General features: G+C 70.3%; 15 protein-coding genes. 3 read left to right on the top strand and 12 right to left on the bottom strand.

Going from position 1 to position 16096, the window contains the following annotated elements; all coding sequences use genetic code 11:
* Nucleotides 1-95: 95 nt before the first annotated feature.
* The 3 genes from AC3WSN_RS29190 to trpA all read right to left on the bottom strand — a co-directional run bounded on the left by AC3WSN_RS29190 (nucleotide 96) and on the right by trpA (nucleotide 3246).
* Nucleotides 96-1421 carry a bifunctional folylpolyglutamate synthase/dihydrofolate synthase gene (locus tag AC3WSN_RS29190; protein WP_192706665.1) on the bottom strand — a complete coding sequence of 442 codons (1326 nt, stop codon included), beginning with the start codon at nucleotides 1419-1421 and terminating at the stop codon, nucleotides 96-98.
* Between the two features lie 10 nt (nucleotides 1422-1431).
* Entirely contained in the window at nucleotides 1432-2328 is an 897-nt protein-coding gene (gene accD, locus AC3WSN_RS29185; protein WP_492542727.1) for an acetyl-CoA carboxylase, carboxyltransferase subunit beta, read from the bottom strand.
* Nucleotides 2329-2406: 78 nt separating this feature from the next.
* Nucleotides 2407-3246, bottom strand: a complete 840-nt coding sequence (gene trpA, locus AC3WSN_RS29180; RefSeq protein WP_492542725.1) for a tryptophan synthase subunit alpha — start codon at nucleotides 3244-3246, stop codon at nucleotides 2407-2409.
* Between the two features lie 206 nt (nucleotides 3247-3452).
* Between trpA and AC3WSN_RS29175 the strand changes: the two genes are divergently transcribed.
* Both AC3WSN_RS29175 and AC3WSN_RS29170 read left to right on the top strand, forming a co-directional pair.
* The gene (locus tag AC3WSN_RS29175) at nucleotides 3453-4118 is read left to right on the top strand and encodes an HAD-IA family hydrolase (RefSeq protein ID WP_492542723.1); all 666 of its coding nucleotides are present in this window, start codon (nucleotides 3453-3455) and stop codon (nucleotides 4116-4118) included.
* A gap of 99 nt (nucleotides 4119-4217) precedes the next feature.
* Nucleotides 4218-6890, top strand: coding sequence for an MGH1-like glycoside hydrolase domain-containing protein (locus AC3WSN_RS29170; RefSeq protein ID WP_492542721.1), 2673 nt, complete (start codon nucleotides 4218-4220; stop codon nucleotides 6888-6890).
* A 35-nt stretch (nucleotides 6891-6925) separates the two neighbouring features.
* On the opposite strand, the gene AC3WSN_RS29165 is transcribed toward AC3WSN_RS29170, so the two are convergent.
* The 8 genes from AC3WSN_RS29165 to AC3WSN_RS29130 all read right to left on the bottom strand — a co-directional run bounded on the left by AC3WSN_RS29165 (nucleotide 6926) and on the right by AC3WSN_RS29130 (nucleotide 13024).
* Nucleotides 6926-7333: a Ros/MucR family transcriptional regulator gene (locus AC3WSN_RS29165; RefSeq protein WP_192706660.1), complete on the bottom strand. Its 408-nt coding sequence runs from the start codon at nucleotides 7331-7333 to the stop codon at nucleotides 6926-6928.
* Nucleotides 7334-7658: 325 nt separating this feature from the next.
* A complete protein-coding gene (locus tag AC3WSN_RS29160) occupies nucleotides 7659-8375 on the bottom strand; it encodes an LrgB family protein (protein WP_492542718.1) in 717 nt (238 codons plus the stop codon).
* 3 nt (nucleotides 8376-8378) lie between these two features.
* Complete coding sequence (locus AC3WSN_RS29155) at nucleotides 8379-8783, bottom strand: CidA/LrgA family protein (protein WP_492542716.1); 405 nt, start codon at nucleotides 8781-8783, stop codon at nucleotides 8379-8381.
* 16 nt (nucleotides 8784-8799) lie between these two features.
* Entirely contained in the window at nucleotides 8800-9261 is a 462-nt protein-coding gene (locus tag AC3WSN_RS29150; protein WP_192706657.1) for a tellurite resistance TerB family protein, read from the bottom strand.
* A 78-nt stretch (nucleotides 9262-9339) separates the two neighbouring features.
* Nucleotides 9340-10026: a DJ-1/PfpI family protein gene (locus tag AC3WSN_RS29145; protein WP_492543318.1), complete on the bottom strand. Its 687-nt coding sequence runs from the start codon at nucleotides 10024-10026 to the stop codon at nucleotides 9340-9342.
* A gap of 151 nt (nucleotides 10027-10177) precedes the next feature.
* Nucleotides 10178-10873 carry a TenA family protein gene (locus AC3WSN_RS29140; protein WP_492542714.1) on the bottom strand — a complete coding sequence of 232 codons (696 nt, stop codon included), beginning with the start codon at nucleotides 10871-10873 and terminating at the stop codon, nucleotides 10178-10180.
* 4 nt (nucleotides 10874-10877) lie between these two features.
* A complete protein-coding gene (locus AC3WSN_RS29135) occupies nucleotides 10878-11552 on the bottom strand; it encodes a response regulator (RefSeq protein WP_192706655.1) in 675 nt (224 codons plus the stop codon).
* Complete coding sequence (locus AC3WSN_RS29130) at nucleotides 11549-13024, bottom strand: ATP-binding protein (protein WP_492542712.1); 1476 nt, start codon at nucleotides 13022-13024, stop codon at nucleotides 11549-11551. The genes AC3WSN_RS29135 and AC3WSN_RS29130 overlap by 4 nt, the downstream gene beginning before the upstream one ends.
* A gap of 427 nt (nucleotides 13025-13451) precedes the next feature.
* Here AC3WSN_RS29130 and AC3WSN_RS29125 point away from each other — a divergent pair, with 427 nt between their 5' ends.
* Nucleotides 13452-14144, top strand: coding sequence for a hypothetical protein (locus tag AC3WSN_RS29125; RefSeq protein WP_492542710.1), 693 nt, complete (start codon nucleotides 13452-13454; stop codon nucleotides 14142-14144).
* 173 nt (nucleotides 14145-14317) lie between these two features.
* On the opposite strand, the gene AC3WSN_RS29120 is transcribed toward AC3WSN_RS29125, so the two are convergent.
* Nucleotides 14318-16072 carry a DEAD/DEAH box helicase gene (locus tag AC3WSN_RS29120; protein ID WP_192706652.1) on the bottom strand — a complete coding sequence of 585 codons (1755 nt, stop codon included), beginning with the start codon at nucleotides 16070-16072 and terminating at the stop codon, nucleotides 14318-14320.
* Nucleotides 16073-16096: the final 24 nt, after the last annotated feature.

Genomic DNA, 16096 nt, shown 5'->3' with positions numbered 1-16096 from the left:
ACGTTTGGAACTCGGAAACCAAAGTTCGCGAGATGTCCAGGGCCAAGCCCTGGAGCTGCCGGGGCAGCTCCGAACCGCTCCGGACTTGCGAGCACTCAGACCGGCGGCGTGTCGTTGGCCGCAAGGACTAAGCCGGCCAAGTACAGCGATCCGCAGATCAGGATCCGCGGCGGCTGCTCGAAGGCGATGTCCTTCACGAGAGCGAGAGCAGCCTCGATGCTCGGCGCCGCGTAGGTCGAAAGGCCGACGCTCGCGCCGATCTGCGCCACCTCGTCCGCGGGACGTGCCGCCATCGTACCGGTGATCGGCACAGCGACGAGCGCGCGCGCGAGACCGACGAAGTTGCGCAGGAAGCCGTCGGCGTCCTTCGTGCCGAGAAGGCCCACGATCAGCACCAGCGGCACGTCGCTCCGCTCGCCCAGATCGGCCATCGCGGCGGCCAGGATCCGGCCGCCATCGATGTTGTGGCCGCCGTCGAGCCACAGCTCGGCGCCGGGATCGAGCTGCGCGGCGAGGCGACCGCGGCCAAGCCGTTGCAGCCGGCCCGGCCACTCGACCTCGGTCAGGCCCTTCTCCAGCGCGGTGATTCCGATGTCGCCGAAACCGGCCGCGCGCAAAGCCGTGATCGCGGTGCCGGCATTGACCAGCTGGTGGCGGCCGGCGAGCCGGGGGCGCGGCAGGTCGAACAGGTCCGTCTCATCCTGATAGACCATGCGGCCGCGCTCCTCGTGGACCGAGAAATCCTGGTTGCCCACCAGGATCGGTCCGGCGCCCACGGCCTCAGCCCGCCGGCAGAGCACGGCGTCGGCCTCGGCATAGTCCTGGGCGGCGATCACCGCCGGACAGCCGCGCTTGAAGATCCCGGCCTTCTCGGTCGCCACCGACTCGACGGTGTCGCCGAGGTATTCGGCGTGGTCACGGCCGATGGGGGTGACGACCGCGCAGGCCGGCCGCTCGATCACATTGGTGGCATCGAGCCGTCCGCCGAGACCGACTTCCAGCAGCAGCACGTCGGCGGGGCTCTCCGAGAACAGCAGCAGCGCCGCGGCCGTGGTGATCTCGAACATGGTGATCGGCTCGCCGTCATTGGCGGTCTCGCAGCGCGAGAAGGCGTCAGCGAGCCGGTCCTCGTCCACGAAATGGCCGCCGCCGATCCCGCCGATCCGGATCCGTTCGTGGAAACGCACGAGATGCGGCGAGGTGTAGACATGCGCGGCAAGACCGCCCGCCTCCAGGATCGACCGCATGAACGCGATGGTCGAGCCCTTGCCGTTGGTCCCGGCGACATGGATCACCGGCGGCAGGCGCCGTTCCGGATGGTTGAGCCGCCCGAGCAGCCGCTCGATCCGCCCCAGCGACAGGTCGATGGTTCGGGGGTGCAGCGCGAGGAAACGCGCCATCAGGGCGTCGGACGAGGCCATCGCGTGGGTCTTACGCCGCCTCGGAGGCCGCGACCGGCGCACCGGCCTGGGCGACGTTGGTCAATAAGCCGCAAAGGCGCGTGATCGTCTCCTTGAGCTGGTGGCGATGCACCACTTGGTCGACCATGCCGTGCTCGCGCAGATATTCCGCCCGCTGGAAACCATCGGGCAGCTTCTCCCGGATGGTCTGCTCGATCACCCGCGGGCCGGCGAAGCAGATCAGGGCACCCGGCTCGGCGAGATGCACGTCGCCGAGCATCGCGTAGGAGGCGGTGACGCCGCCGGTGGTCGGGTTCGTGAGGACCACGATGTAGGGCAGGCGCGCGGCATTGAGCCGGCGCACCGCCACCGTCGTCCGAGGCATCTGCATCAGCGACAGGATGCCCTCCTGCATGCGGGCACCGCCCGAGGCCGCGAACAGCACGTAGGGGGTACGCTTCTCCAGCGCCGTCTCGGCGCCGCGTACGAAGGCCTCACCGGCCGCCATGCCGAGGGACCCCGCCATGAAGCCGAATTCCTGCGCGGCCAGCACCATCGGCAGGCCGCCGACCCGGCCGAAGCCGATCTTGAACGCGTCCTGCAGCCCGGTCTTGGCGCGTGCCTCCTTGAGCCGGTCGGCGTAGCGCTTCTCGTCGCGGAACTTCAGCGGGTCGGGGGCGACCTCGGGAAGCGCGACGTCGATCCAGGTGCCCTCGTCGAACATCATCTTCAGGCGCGCCTGGGCAGCCATCTTGAGGTGATGCTCGGAGCCCGGAATGACCCAGTGATTGGCCTCAACCTCCTTGTGGAAGACCATCTGCCCGGTATCCGGACACTTGACCCAGAGGTTCTCCGGCGTCTCGCGCTTGAACAGAGTCTTGATCCGGGGGCGCACAACCTCCGAGATCCAGTTCATCGGTTCGACCATTGCGTTGCGTCCGTCCGCTTCAAGCCCGCGCAGATATCAGGATGGGCGCGCCCCACCGCCAGGGTTCAGGAGGCCCGCTCAGGCCGCCCGCTCGACGCCGGCGGATCGCACCCCCTCGGCCAGCTCGCGTACGAGGTCCACGACGGCCGGCACGCTCCCGGCCTGCGGCCGGCCCTCACCGTCGAAAGAGCGGACCAGGGCGTCGACCAGCGCCGAGCCAACGACGACGCCGTCGGCCCCCTTGGCGATCGCGGCCGCATGGGCGCCGGTCTTCACGCCGAAGCCGACCACCACGGGCAAGTCGGTGTGGCGGCGGATCCGGGCGACTGCCTCGGAGACCTTGCCGAAATCGGGCGTCGCCGCGCCGGTCACGCCGGTGATCGACACGTAGTAGACGAAGCCCGCGGTGTTCGCGAGCACCGCTGGCAGGCGACGCTCGTCGGTCGTCGGCGTGGCCAGCCGGATGAAGGCCAGGCCCTTGGCCAGCGCCGGCAGGCACAGCTCGGCATCCTCTTCCGGCGGCAGGTCGACCACGATCAGGCCATCCACGCCGGCCGCGACCGCATCCTCCAGGAACCGGTCGACCCCGTAGGTGTGGATCGGATTGTAGTAGCCCATCAGCACGATCGGCGTGCCGTCGTTCTCCGCGCGGAAGCGGCGGACGAGGTCCAGCGTGCCGGAAACAGTCTGCTTGGCCTTCAGCGCCCGCAGGCCCGCCGCCTGGATCGCAGGACCGTCCGCCATCGGGTCGGTGAACGGCAGGCCGAATTCCAGGATGTCGGCGCCGGCGCCGGGGAGCGCCCTCAGAACCTCCAGGGAGGTCTCGGGATCGGGGTCGCCCGACATCACGTAGGTGACGAGGACGGACCGGTTCTCCGCGCGGGCGCGGGCGAAGGTGGCGTCGATGCGGCTCGGCATGGTCTGGCGGTGTTCGCGGTTGCGGGGCGAGAACGGCCCGGGGTTGCACCCGCGCTACACCAAAGGCGCCGGCCCGTGAAGCGGGCGGCTCTTGCGGCTGCGCTTCGATGCCGACGGCCGTCACGCCCGCGGGCGCTCCGACGCGTGCGACGCGGCCATGCGCGGCGGGCGATTGTCGCGCCCGCTGCAGCTGCGTAGCTGGTCGCATGTCCGAGACCTCGCTTCCGACGCGCCCCTTCTCCGCGATGCTGTTCGACATGGACGGCACGATCATCAGCTCGATCGCCTCGGCGGAGCGGGTCTGGTCGCGCTGGGCCGAGGCGCACGGTCTCGACGCGGCGTCGTTCCTGCCGACCATCCACGGGGTGCAGTCGGTGGAGACGATCCGGCGCCTTAACCTGCCCGGTGTCGACCCGGAGGCCGAAGCTGCCGCGATCACGCGGGCCGAGATGGAGGATGTCGGCGACATCGCGGAGATTGCCGGGGCGCGAGCCTTCCTAGAGGCGCTGCCGCCGGAGCGCTGGGCGATCGTCACCTCGGCGCCCCGGGCCCTGGCGACCCAGCGCCTCGCGGCGGCCGGGATGCCGCTGCCCGCCCTCATGGTGGCCGCCGAGGACGTTCGTCACGGCAAGCCCGCGCCGGACTGCTTCCTGATGGCGGCGGAGCGGCTGGGCGTGGCGGCATCGGAATGCCTGGTCTTCGAGGATGCGCCGGCCGGCATCCAGGCGGCCGAGGCCGCCGGCGCGACCGTGCTGGTCGTCACCGCCACCCACCACAGGCGGGCGAGCGCCGGACACGCCGCGACCCCGGATTACCGCGGGCTCTCCGTCGAGGCCGCCGCGGACGGGATCCGCGTGATCGCGCGCACCTGAGCGGATCGGCCTCGCCGCCACAGGTCGGGCATTGACTTCACGCGGGCACAGCACGGCACTATCGGGCCTGCGAGGATCGGGTCCAGGAGCAGCAGGCTGATGACCAAGCCCAACGGCGTTCCGCGCAACCTCTTCGAGACAGCTGAGGGTCGTCGTCTCGTCGAGGCTCGCACCGACCCGGCCTGGCGCCAGTGGGGTCCGTATCTCAGCGACCGGCAATGGGGCACGGTCCGCGAGGATTACAGCGCGGGCGGGGACGCCTGGGACTACCTGCCCCACGACCATGCCCGCTCCCGGGCCTATCGCTGGGGCGAGGACGGGATCGGCGGCTTCGGCGACCGCCATCTCAATTGGTGCTTGTCGCTCGCGCTCTGGAACGGGCGCGACCCGATCCTGAAGGAACGCCTGTTCGGTCTTACCAACCAGGAGGGCAATCACGGCGAGGACGTGAAGGAGCTCTACTACTACCTCGACGGCCTCCCGACCCACGCCTTCATGCGGATGCTCTACAAGTACCCGCAGGCCGCCTTCCCTTACGGACAGCTGGTCGCGGAGAATGCGAGGCGGGGCCTCGACGACCCGGAATACGAGCTGCTCGACACCGGCCTGTTCGACGAAGGCCGCTACTTCGACGTCGAGATCGCCTACGCCAAGGCCGCACCCGACGACATCCTGATGCGCGTCACCGCGACGAACCGCGGCCCCGACGCCGCCGACCTGACGCTCCTGCCGCAGCTCTGGGCCCGCAATATCTGGTCTTGGAAACCGGACGTTGCCAAGCCGGAGCTGATGGCCGGGTCCGACGGCTCGGTCTGGGCCCGTCATGCCGCGATGCCGCCGATGCGGTTCTTCGCGCAGGGCGCGGCCGAGCTGCTGTTCACCGAGAACGAGACCAACACCCACCGGCTGTTCGGCAGCGGCCCGGCCGCGGGCTTCTACAAGGACGGGATCGACCGCCACGTGATCGGCGGCGACCGTGGCGCGGCCAACGGGCTGTCGGGCACCAAGTGCGCCGCCCGCTACGACCTGCATCTCGAGCCCGGCGAGACGCGGATCCTGCGCTTGCGGCTGCGCGCCGAGACCGTAGCGGGGGAGCCCTTCGCGGATTTCGATGCGGTCTTCGCCGCGCGCGAGGACGACGCGGACGCGTTCTACGCGGCGCTCCAGGCGTCGATCGCGGATCCCGAGATGCGTCTCGTCCAGCGGCAGGCGCTGGCCGGCATGCTCTGGTCGAAGCAGCTCTATCACTACGACGTGCGCGAGTGGCTCGCGGGCGATCCGGCCCAACCCGCCCCCGCGCCCGAGCGCCAGCACGGGCGCAACAGCGATTGGGCGCACCTCCGCGCCAACGACATCATCTCGATGCCGGACGCCTGGGAGTATCCCTGGTTCGCCTCCTGGGACCTCGCCCTTCAGGCGATCGTGTTCGCGCTGATCGATCCCGATTTCGCCAAGAACCAGCTGCTGCTCCTCGTCGACGAGGCTTACGCGCATCCGAACGCGGCGCTTCCGGCCTACGAGTGGGGGTTCGGCGACGCCAACCCGCCGGTTCATGCCCTGGCGGCCTGGCGGGTGTTCGAGCTGGACCGCGCGCTCACCGGCGTGCCCGACCACGCCTTCCTCAAGCGGATCTTCAACAAGCTCACCCTGAATTTCACCTGGTGGGTGAACCGCAAGGATGCGGACGACCGCAACCTGTTCCAGGGCGGTTTCCTCGGGCTCGACAATATCGGGATCTTCGACCGCTCGAAGCCGGTGGGCGACGGAGCGACCCTCACCCAGTCCGACGCGACGGCCTGGATGGCGACCTACGCCCTCAACCTGATGCGCATCGCCATCGAGCTGGCTCTGCAGGATCCCACCTTCGAGGACATGGCGGAGAAGTTCTTCGAGCATTTCCTCCTGATCGCGGGCGCCACCGGCGTGGGCGTGTGGGACGAAGCGGACGGCTTCTTCTACGACGTGATCGAGACACGGGACAGCCAGCGGCTGCCGATCCGGGTGCGGACCATGGTCGGCCTGATCCCGATCTTCGCTGTGGCGACAATCAACGCGTGCGACCTCGAGAAGCTGCCGTCGCTGCGCGCACGGATGGAGTTCTTCCTGAAGAACCGACCGGATCTCGCGACCCTGGTCTCGCGCTGGAACGAGCCCGGCCAGGGTCAGACCGCGCTGCTCTCCCTGCTGCGCGGCCACCGGCTGAAGGCCCTGCTGCACCGGGCCCTCGATCCGGGCGAGTTCCTGTCGGATCACGGCCTGCGCGCCGTATCGCGGGCCTACGCGGACCAGCCGTTCTGCTTCGCGTGGGACGGCCGCGACCTCGGCCTCGCCTATGAGCCCGCTGAGTCCCGGTCACGCTTGTTCGGCGGCAATTCGAATTGGCGCGGCCCGGTCTGGATGCCGGTGAACTACCTGCTGATCGCAGGCCTCAACCGCTTCCACGACTATTACGGACCGGATTTCCGGGTGGAGGCGCCGACCGGTTCGGGGCGGACCTCCTCGCTGCGCGAGATCGCCCGGCATCTGTCTCAGCGCCTGATCGGCCTCTCGACCCGCGGATCCGACGGGAAGCGGCCGGTCTACGGGCACAGCCGCATCGAGCAGGACGACCCGAACTTCCGCGACCACGTCCTCTTCTACGAATACTACGACGGCGACACCGGACGCGGCGTCGGCGCCGCGCACCAGACCGGATGGTCCGGGCTCGTGGCCTTGCTGATCCAGGACATCGCGACGGCGGCCGTCGAAGCGTCAGCGTCGGATTGGCCGTAACGCGCCCCGCCGGTCCGCAGCCGGACGGTGCGGCGCTACTCCGCCGCCTGTCTGACCCGCAGCCGCTGGTCGATGCCGATCTGACGCGAGATGTTCGACCGGCGGGCGCTATAGGCGGCCGAGACCAGCGGATAGTCGACGGGCAGGCCCCATTTCGCCCGGTAGGCCTCGGGGGTCAGACCGCGAATGGTCAGGTGGCGGCGCAAGGCCTTGTAGGGCTTCCCGTCTTCGAAGCTGATCAGCGAATCCGGGCGGATCGAGGCGCGGATCTGCGCGTCGGTCGGTCGATCGATCGACGTCTTCGCGGGTTGGTCTAGCGCCGCGATCGAGCGGTGAACCTGCAAGAGCAGCTCGGGCAGAAGATCCGCGGGCACGCTGTTGCGCGTTACATACGCGCTCAAGATCTTCGCTGCGAGTTCAACACTCGGCGAGGCGGTGCGCATGGTCGTCTCCTCGGTTTTTCTTTATGGCCGATCCGGCGCTCGCCCATCTTTTTGGCATTAGCTCTACCGTGGGCTATTATGCGCCATGAGCAACATAGTACAACTGTGGCGCGCATTTGTCGCACCATAAATACCACCTCGAGTTGAAAAATCCGGTCCGCTGACGCGGCTGCATCGGCGAGGATGCGATGAGGCCTCGGGAACTGCCGCCGGACATCACTCCGATTGGTGCGGACGACGCGACCGAAGCCGTGGAAGGCAGGCTGCGATTCAACTGGCGCAGAGCGCCAGACCCGCGTTGACTTCAAGTCAGCGGGTTAAGAGCTCAGAACAGCAGGTGCAGCGCCAGCGGCGCCAGGATCGCCGTCACGAACGCGTTGAGCCCCATGGCGATGCCCGCGAAGGTGCCGGCCACCTCGCTGACCTGGAAGGCGCGCGCCGTGCCGATGCCGTGCGCCGCGAGCCCGGCTGCGAAGCCCCGGGCCCGCATGTCGTGGATCCGCAGCAAGTTCATCATCGGCGTCACGAGGATCGCGCCGATGATGCCCGTGAGGATCACCAGGATGGCGGTCAGCGTCGGGTCGCCGCCGAGCGCCTCGGCGATGCCCATGGCGACACCCGAGGTCACCGATTTCGGCGCGAGCGACACGAGAACCGGCTGCGGGATGTCGAGCAACCGCGCCAGGCCGATCACGACGGCCAAGGTCGTGGCCGAGCCCGCGGCCAGGGCCGTGAGCATGGGCACCAGCGCGCGCATCACGGTGGCCCGCCGCTCGTAGAGCGGCATGGCCAGCACCACGGTGGCGGGTCCGAGCAGGAAGTGCACGAACTGCGCGCCCTCGAAATAGGCGGGATAGGGTGTTCCGGTCACCGCCAGGACCCCGCCGACCAATGCCACGGTGATGAGCACCGGATTGGCGATCGGATGCCGGCCGGTGGCCGCGGCGATCCGGTCCGCCAGGACGTAGGCCGTCAGAGTCACCGTCAGCCACAGCAGCGGCGTCTTGGCGAGATAGACCCAGAGGGAGAAGTCGCCGCTCACGCGTCAGGGCTCCCGGTCGGACCCGCGTCGCTCGACCAGGGCCGCCACGGCGCGGAAGACCAGGACGGTGACCAGGAGCGACAGCGCGGTCGAGACGACCAGCACGATGGCGAGCTTGAGGCCCTGCGCCCGCAGCAGGTCCAGGCGGCCGACGACACCGACGCCCGCCGGGACGAACATGAGCGACAGGTTCATCAGCAGGCCGCGCGCCGTGGATTCGAGCGTTCCGTCGGTGAGCGGCTTCGGGAGATAGCGGGGCAAGCCGAATCGGGCATTGTCGCGCACAAGCAGGAACGCGAACATCAGCCCCATGCCGATGACCGGGCCCGGGATCGGCACCCCGGCGCCGCGGGCGAGGATCTCACCCAGAAGCTGGGCGAGCAGGATCAGCGCCAAGCTCGCGATCATCGCCGTCCCCGGGGCGTCAGGCGATTCCGACGCTGTGCTGACCGCTGCGCCGCGCGGCCGCGATGGCGCCGTCGTCGAAGCCGAGCAGGCGGCCGAGGCGCTCGACCAGCGCCTCCTCGAATTCGTCGACATGGCCGTCTGCGGCCGCGACCGACCAAGCCATGGTCAGCAGCTCCTGCCGCTCGGTCCTGTCGGCCTCGTGGGGAATCATTTCCACGAGGCTCGCGACGTCGCGCGTCTCGGAGTCGATGGCGGCGGCCCGCTCGATGAGCGCGCGCGCCGCGTCCGGGCCGTCCGCATAATGACCCTGCACGAGGCGGGACAGGCGCTCGCTCTCGGACGGGGCCAGGATCCCGTCGACTCGGGCCACGTGAACGAGAAGCGCCGTGGCAGCCAGATGCGTGTCGTCGACGGTTTCGTGGCTGCCGACGCCGAGGGCCTCGGTCGCGTAGGCGCGCAGGCGTGCGATCAAGGACATGTCGGCTCCGGCGGATCTTGCACGGCACAGTTCGGATGGGCGGCTGCCTCCGTCAAGGACGCGCCCGCACGTCGCCGCTCAGCGTGGCAGAGCTGCATCGCTGAGGCCGGGCTCGGGAGACCGCGCCGCCTCCGTCGCTCCGGCGACCAGCGGCACCAGGATCGCATCGGCGGCCCGGACGGCAGCCGGCCCAGCTTGCGCGGGCGTGCCGGCCTGGAACGGCGGTTCCGGCGCATACTCTGCGACGAGCTGAGCGGTTCGGGCGTACTCCGCACCGCGCAGACGCGCGGCGAGGGCCAACCCGAGGTCGAGCCCGGCCGAGACGCCCGCGCCCGTGACGCGGTTCCGGTCGAACACCACGCGCTCGGCCACCGGCTCGGCGCCGAGGAGCGGCAGGGCCGCATCGCGCAGACACCAGTGCGAGGTGGCCCGGTAACCCCGCAGCAGCCCGGCGGCGCCGAGGATCAGCGAACCGGTGCAGACGCTGGTCAGCCACGTCGCCCGCGCGGCGCGCTCGCGCAGGAAGGCGAGCAGCGTCGGATTGCGCATCTGCGCCGGCGTGCCGTCGCCGCCGGGTACGAACAGGACATCGAGCGCCTGCGGACAGGTCTCGAAGCTGTGCGTCGCCACGAGAGCGAGTCCGGTGTCGGCCGCGACCGGACCGATCTGTTCGGCGACGAGGTAGAGGCTGTCCTGAGCCATCCCGGCGAGCAGCGTCTGCGGCCCCACGAGGTCGAGGGCGGTCATGCCGGGGAACAGCAGCATGGCGATCCGAACCGATCGATCCGGCGGGATCAGTCCGGGCGTGTCGGATCCTGCGGCGAGCGCCGGCCAGGCGGCCGCGGCCGCCGCTGCGGCGGCCATCAGGTTGCGCCGGCTCGGGCCCGACGGCGCTCTCACGGATGCCGCCGACCCTTCAGACCGGCCACCCGGCGTCGCGGTAGGCACTGTCCCAGAACATCCATTCGAGCCGGGTCGCCTGCGTGAAGGCCCGGTGCATCCGCTCGCGCGTGCCCGCCGAAGCCGTCAGCGCCGCCCGATCGGTCGCCGCGATCATTCCGACCACCGCTTCGGCGAACTCTTCGCCCGCATAGGTGTCGATCCAGGCCCGATACGGATTCCCGGCCGCCGCGCGGGCGAAGATGTCGTCGCCCACGGCCTTGTAGATCCAGAAGCAGGGCAGCAGGGCGGCGCAGACGACCTCGAAGGGCTCCGCGTAGGCCGTCGCCAGAAGATAGGACACGTAGTGGTCGCAGGCCGGCGTCAGCAGCGTCGCCGCGAAGCTCTCGGGGCCGATTCCGTAATCCCGGAAGAAGCCGCCGTGGAGCGCGCGCTCCACCACAATCGCGTCCTGTGCGGCCCGGGAGAACTGCACGATCCCGTCCGGTTCCGGCGCCTTCGCGGCGGCGAGGCTGAGCGCCCGGCCGAAGCCGATCAGGTAATGGGCGTCCTGGACGATGTAGTGCTGGAAGGTGGCGCGCGGCAGCGTGCCGGCGGCAAGCTCCGCGTTGAACGGCATCGCCCCGATGGTGTCGCAGGCGGCGGCATTGCGCGTCCAGGCCTCGCCGGAAAAGGAGCCCGGGCCGCCGTCACCCGTCATCGCGAGGGCCATTCCTCTAACCCTGCCGCTGCGCGTGAGTGACGGCGACGTGGATCAGTTCCGCGAGAGTGCGCACGCCGAGCTTCTGGCGCATCTGCGAGCAGGCGTTGGTGACGGTCTTGTAGCTGACCGACAGGTCGGCCGCGATGGCCCCGTAGGAGCGCCCCTGGGCGAGGCGGGCCAGGATCTGCTGCTCGCGGGGCGTGAGCTGGGATTCCGGGGTGCGGCGGGCGTCGGCGCGCAGCATCGCCACCTCCGTGGCGAGCCGGCGGTCCAGATAGACCTCGCCGATCCGCACCTTGCCGAAGGCCTCGAACAGCTCGGCCGAAGCATGGTCCTTCAGGACGTAGCCGAGGGCGCCGGCCTCCAGGGCGCGCGCGACGATGACCGGATCGTTGTGCATGCTGAAGACGAGGATGCGCGTCTCCGGCGCCACCGCGCGGATCCTTCGGATCAGGCCGAGGCCGGCCATGCCGCTGCCCTGGAAAGTCAGATCGCAGATCACCACCGGCGGCCGCAGCCGGTGAAAGATGCGGTAGCCGCCGACCACCGTGGTCGCTTCCGCGATGGTCTCGACGCCGGCATCTTCCAGCACGCGTCGACAGCCCTGCAGCACGATCGGGTGGTCGTCGATCACCAGGACCGGCAGACGGGTTGCTGCGACGTCGATCTGGGAGGCGATGGCGTTCATGCGCTCGGCGCGTTGTTCTCGTCGCCCTGCTCCGGCGGAACGGGGATCGTGATCCGGACGATTGCTCCGGGGCCGCCTTTGTCAAGGGCGAAGCTGCCACCGAGGGCCTCGACGCGCTCCCGCATCCCCGAAAGACCGAGTCCGGTCCCGTGTTCAGCCGGGATTCCGGTGCCGTTGTCGCGGATCGTGGCCTGCACCCGCCCGTCCACCTCGCCGGCCTCGGCCTCCACCCGCGTCGCGCCCCCGTGGCGCACGGCGTTGGTGGCACTCTCCTGCACGCAGCGGAACACGGTGAGGTCCACGAGGTCGCCGTAGCCGCGCGCCAGCCCGTCGAACCGGCCGACGAAGGCGATGGCGGGATGACGCTGGGCGAACCCGCGCAGGAGCAGGTCGAGGCAGGTGGCCAGGGGCGCCTGGCCGAGCCCGTGCGGCCGCAGGCGGTTCAGGAGTTCACGGTTCACCGTCTGGACCTGGCCCACGATGGTGCTGATTTCGTCGGCCCGGGCCGCAAGCTTCTCGCGGCTGGGCTCGGCGGGACCGGAGGCGATCCGGGCAATCGAGGCGGCATTGGCTTCGAGGGCGAACAGGCAGGGGCCGAACTCGTCATGCAATTCGAGGGCGGTGCGGCGCCGCTCGTCATCCTGCGCGGTCAACAGCTGGCGATTGAGCCGGCCGTTGGCGGCGCGGACCTCACCCAGTGCCGCTGCCACCTTGTTGAAGCGATCGGCGATCACCGCCAGCTCACGGGCTCCGGGTGGCTCCAGCCGCGCCGTGTAATCGTGGTGCTCCAGCTGCGTCAGACCGACGCCGAGCCGCCGCAGCGGCGCCAGGATGCGGCCGAGGGCGACGTAGAGCGCGATCAGCATTGCGGCGTTGATCGCCAGGGTGGTCAGCGACAGCGCCCGGGCGTAGCCCCAGATCTCGTCGATCTCGTCGAGCGGCTGCGTGGTGATCTGCGCGGTGCCGAGCTGCTGGCCGTTCACCGCGATGGGCAGGGTGTGCCGCTCGATCGGCGGCATGATCAGGTCGGCGAACCAGCGCGGCGCCTCGCGCTCGGACCGGTGGGGCAAGGCCGGCTGCCCGATTTGGTCCCCGTCCGCGTCGCGCACGGCGACGCGGACGTGACGGAGCACCTTGAAGCGGAGGTCCAGGGTCTGAAGCAGCGTGTCGGGGTTGCTGGTGTCCGAGAGGCGGATCGTATCCGCGACCAGGGACTCGACGGTGGCCAGCGACGCGCGGGTCTCGACTCGCACGGCCGTGCGGGCGTTAAGCACGATAACGCCGCAGGAGATCAGGGCCGCCAGCGCGTCGATCAGCAGCACGACGGCGACGAGCCGCGCGCGCGTGGACCAGCCCGCCCAGGGCCATCGCCCGGTACGGTGCTTGAAAGGCGCAGGCGCGTCGTCCAGCGTCAGGTGTTTCGGTCCTGTATCCACCCCGTGACGCATAGCGGCCGCGCCGCCGAAGTCCATGCCGAGCCGTCCCGTGGAGCGGACCTCGGCAGAGGATGCGCAGCGTCGGAACCGGGGGGATCCCGGCGATGACGGATTCTTAAGCGGCACGTGTATATCTTGTGGATAGCCGAGCCACGACTGGGCTGCGTGCCGATTCGAGCCGACATCTTTGCGCCGTATTGCGCTTCCACTGTCGGATGCAGCGACGAACCTCTTCCGTACTATCGGAAGACGCTGGCCGGTCGCGGGGGAGCCCGGTCGCGCGCATTGTGCATCGTGTCAGAGACCCCGGACCATGATCGATCTCGCCCTGGATCCTTCTGAGACCCGAGAGACTCGGGATCCGGAGCTGCGTCCGAAGCGCGGCGTCAACCTGCGCGTCATCTTGTTCGGTCTCGCCGGGGCCGGGGCCCTCTGCGGCTTCGGTGTCGCCGCCTCGACCTTGATGGCCGGCCTCGCCGCACCGGCGCCAGCGACGTTCAAAGTCTCCGGGAAAGCGGCCGACTGGCCCGACTTGAAAGACGGTCTCCCCGCGCTCGCAGGCTCCGGCAAGGTGGCATCGGCGCCGGTGCCGGCGGCCGAGCCTGTATCGCCCGCCCTGCGAATGGCCGCGCTGCCCGAGGCGTTCACGCCGGCCGCCGCGCCGACCGGAAATCCAGCCGCGCCGCCGCCGGCAAAGGTTGCCGCCGCAGAACCGCCGGCCCGCCGCATCCCGGTCCCGACCCCGATCGCGCCGATCGCCGCCGGGCGCCAGGCTGCGACGCTGCCGCCGAGCCGGACAGCGGCGCTCATCGCTCCGCGTGCCTCGGAGGCCATCAAAGCGCGCGACGTGGTCGAGCCCGCCGCGACGCCTGTTCAGAAACTGGTCGCCGCGTCCGCGCCCGTGGCCGCGCCGCCGGCGGCCGAGAAGGGCGAGAAGCCGGGACGCAAGGCGGTAACAGCCCAGAAGCCGCCTGCTCCGCCCAAAGTTGCCGCCAAGGCGAAGGCGCCGGCGTCCACCGCCGTGGCACAGGCCGAGGCTTCGGAACCGGAAGAAACCGAAGTTCTCGGCATCAAGCTGCCGTCCCTCGCGCCGGCGGGACGTAAGCTCAAGGAGAGCGTCGATGCGCTCGGTGACGCGGTGAAGAACGTCTTCTGAGCGGCCTGCGGCACTCAGCGAAGACAGGCTGAGCTGGGCTCGCACGCCCGCTCAGCCGTGAACGATCACCGAGGATCGCTCGGTCGGTCACCCGAACCGCCTGCGGCCTCACCGATCGCGAGAGGCGCGCCCCGCACGACGGCGAAGCGACAGGGCGGGCTGCAGCGAGCTTTTCAGCCTCGGCCCGAATGGCGGCCCGGCTTGTGGTCCGGCTTCGGACCAGTCCGTTCGACCTTGCGCTGATGCTTTCCGGCCCGCGGGCTCGCGAAGCCCTTCGGGCCGCTGGGCCGTCCGCTGCGCTCGCCGGGAGGGGCATCCCCTACGAGCGCCTCGACCTGGATTTCCGGCGATCCGTTGCGGGCGAAGGATTCGGCAAAGCGCGCCGCCGCATTGCCGCGCACCTCGAACTTGGTCTCGCGTTCGAAGATCCGGATCGCGCCGATCTCCTGACGGCCGATGCCGCCCCGACGGGTCAGCATCGGCAGCAGGCGGCGCGGGTCGGCGTTGTCGCGGCGGCCGAGATTGAGCCGAAACCAGACGGCCGGCCCCATGGCGGCGATCCGCTCGGGATCCATCGGGTCGTAGGGCGGCCGCTCGCCCCGCGGGGCGCGGCCCTCACCCGGATCGCTGACTTCCTCGGGCGCCGGCAGGCGGGTGCGATAGACGCGGGCCAGGAGCGCGGCGAGTTCGTCCGGGCTCTTGCTGGCCAGGAGCGTCTCGGCCAGCGCCACATCCTCCTCGGCCGGCGGCTCGGCGAAGAGCGGGTCGGACAACATGCGCTCGCCGTCGAGGCGGCGGATCTCGTCGGCCGAGGGCGGCCCCGACCATTCGGGGCTCACCTTGGCGATGGCGAACATCTGCTCGGCCCGCCGCCGGCGCGAGTTCGGGATCAGGAGCACGGAGGTGCCCTTGCGGCCGGCACGGCCCGTCCGGCCGCTTCGGTGCTGGAGCACTTCGGCATCGTGCGGCAGATCCGCGTGGATCACGAGGCTCAAGGACGGCAGATCGATGCCGCGGGCGGCCACGTCGGTGGCGACGCAGACCCGGGCGCGGCCGTCGCGCAGGGCCTGGAGCGCGGCGTTGCGCTCGCCCTGGCCGAGCTCGCCCGAGAGCGCCACCACCGAGAAACCGCGCTCGGTCAGGCTCGCCTGCAGATGGCGGACGGCGTTGCGGGTGTTGCAGAAGACCATCGCCGTCTTGGCGTCCGCCTCGCGCAGGAGGTTGAGCACCACGTGCTCGGTCTCGCGCGGCATGATCCGAACCGCCCGGTAGGCGATATCGGCGTGTCCCCGGGTCTCGCTCTTGATCGCGAGCCGGAGCGCGTCGCGCTGATAGCGCTCGGCCAGCGCCTCGATGCCCTTCGGCAGGGTCGCGGAGAACAGGTAGGTCGCCCGCTCGGGCGGCGTCGCCGAGAGGATGAACTCGATATCCTCGCGGAAGCCCAGATCGAGCATCTCGTCGGCCTCGTCGAGGACGACGGCCCGCAGCGCGGTGGGATCGAGATTGCGCCGTTCCAGGTGGTCGCGCAGGCGGCCGGGCGTCCCGACGACGATATGCGTGCCCTCGGCGAGCATCCGGCTTTCCCGGCGCGGATCCATACCGCCGACGCAGGCGGTGATCCGGCCGCCGGCCGGGCCGTAGAGCCAGAACAGCTCACGCTGCACCTGGAGTGCGAGTTCCCGGGTCGGAGCGATCACCAGGGCGAGCGGCGCCGCCGGCGGCGGGAGCATCTCGCCGTCGCCGATCAGCAGGCTCGCCATGGCCAGACCGTACGCCACGGTCTTGCCGGAGCCGGTCTGGGCGGAGACGAGGAGATCGCGGGAGCCGGCAGCCGCCTCCAGCACCGCGGCCTGGACCGGGGTGGGATCGGCGTAGCCACGATCGGCAAGGGCCCGCGCGAGGGGGGCGGGCAGGGTCGGAAAAGGCAAGCTCGGGGAACTCTCAACGGCCGC

The sequence above is a fragment of the Methylobacterium sp. FW102-HT35C08 genome (assembly GCF_058790235.1).
This window is presented reverse-complemented; position numbering and strand designations above follow the sequence as displayed.

Coding starts and splice junctions, on each gene's coding strand:
- AC3WSN_RS29190 (WP_192706665.1), bottom strand. CDS start 1,421: ATGGCCTCGTCCGACGCCCTGATGGCGCGTTTCCTCGCGCTGCACCCC.
- accD (WP_492542727.1), bottom strand. CDS start 2,328: ATGGTCGAACCGATGAACTGGATCTCGGAGGTTGTGCGCCCCCGGATC.
- trpA (WP_492542725.1), bottom strand. CDS start 3,246: ATGCCGAGCCGCATCGACGCCACCTTCGCCCGCGCCCGCGCGGAGAAC.
- AC3WSN_RS29175 (WP_492542723.1), top strand. CDS start 3,453: ATGTCCGAGACCTCGCTTCCGACGCGCCCCTTCTCCGCGATGCTGTTC.
- AC3WSN_RS29170 (WP_492542721.1), top strand. CDS start 4,218: ATGACCAAGCCCAACGGCGTTCCGCGCAACCTCTTCGAGACAGCTGAG.
- AC3WSN_RS29165 (WP_192706660.1), bottom strand. CDS start 7,333: ATGCGCACCGCCTCGCCGAGTGTTGAACTCGCAGCGAAGATCTTGAGC.
- AC3WSN_RS29155 (WP_492542716.1), bottom strand. CDS start 8,783: ATGATCGCGAGCTTGGCGCTGATCCTGCTCGCCCAGCTTCTGGGTGAG.
- AC3WSN_RS29150 (WP_192706657.1), bottom strand. CDS start 9,261: ATGTCCTTGATCGCACGCCTGCGCGCCTACGCGACCGAGGCCCTCGGC.
- AC3WSN_RS29145 (WP_492543318.1), bottom strand. CDS start 10,026: ATGCTGCTGTTCCCCGGCATGACCGCCCTCGACCTCGTGGGGCCGCAG.
- AC3WSN_RS29140 (WP_492542714.1), bottom strand. CDS start 10,873: ATGGCCCTCGCGATGACGGGTGACGGCGGCCCGGGCTCCTTTTCCGGC.
- AC3WSN_RS29135 (WP_192706655.1), bottom strand. CDS start 11,552: ATGAACGCCATCGCCTCCCAGATCGACGTCGCAGCAACCCGTCTGCCG.
- AC3WSN_RS29130 (WP_492542712.1), bottom strand. CDS start 13,024: ATGGACTTCGGCGGCGCGGCCGCTATGCGTCACGGGGTGGATACAGGA.
- AC3WSN_RS29125 (WP_492542710.1), top strand. CDS start 13,452: ATGGCCGGCCTCGCCGCACCGGCGCCAGCGACGTTCAAAGTCTCCGGG.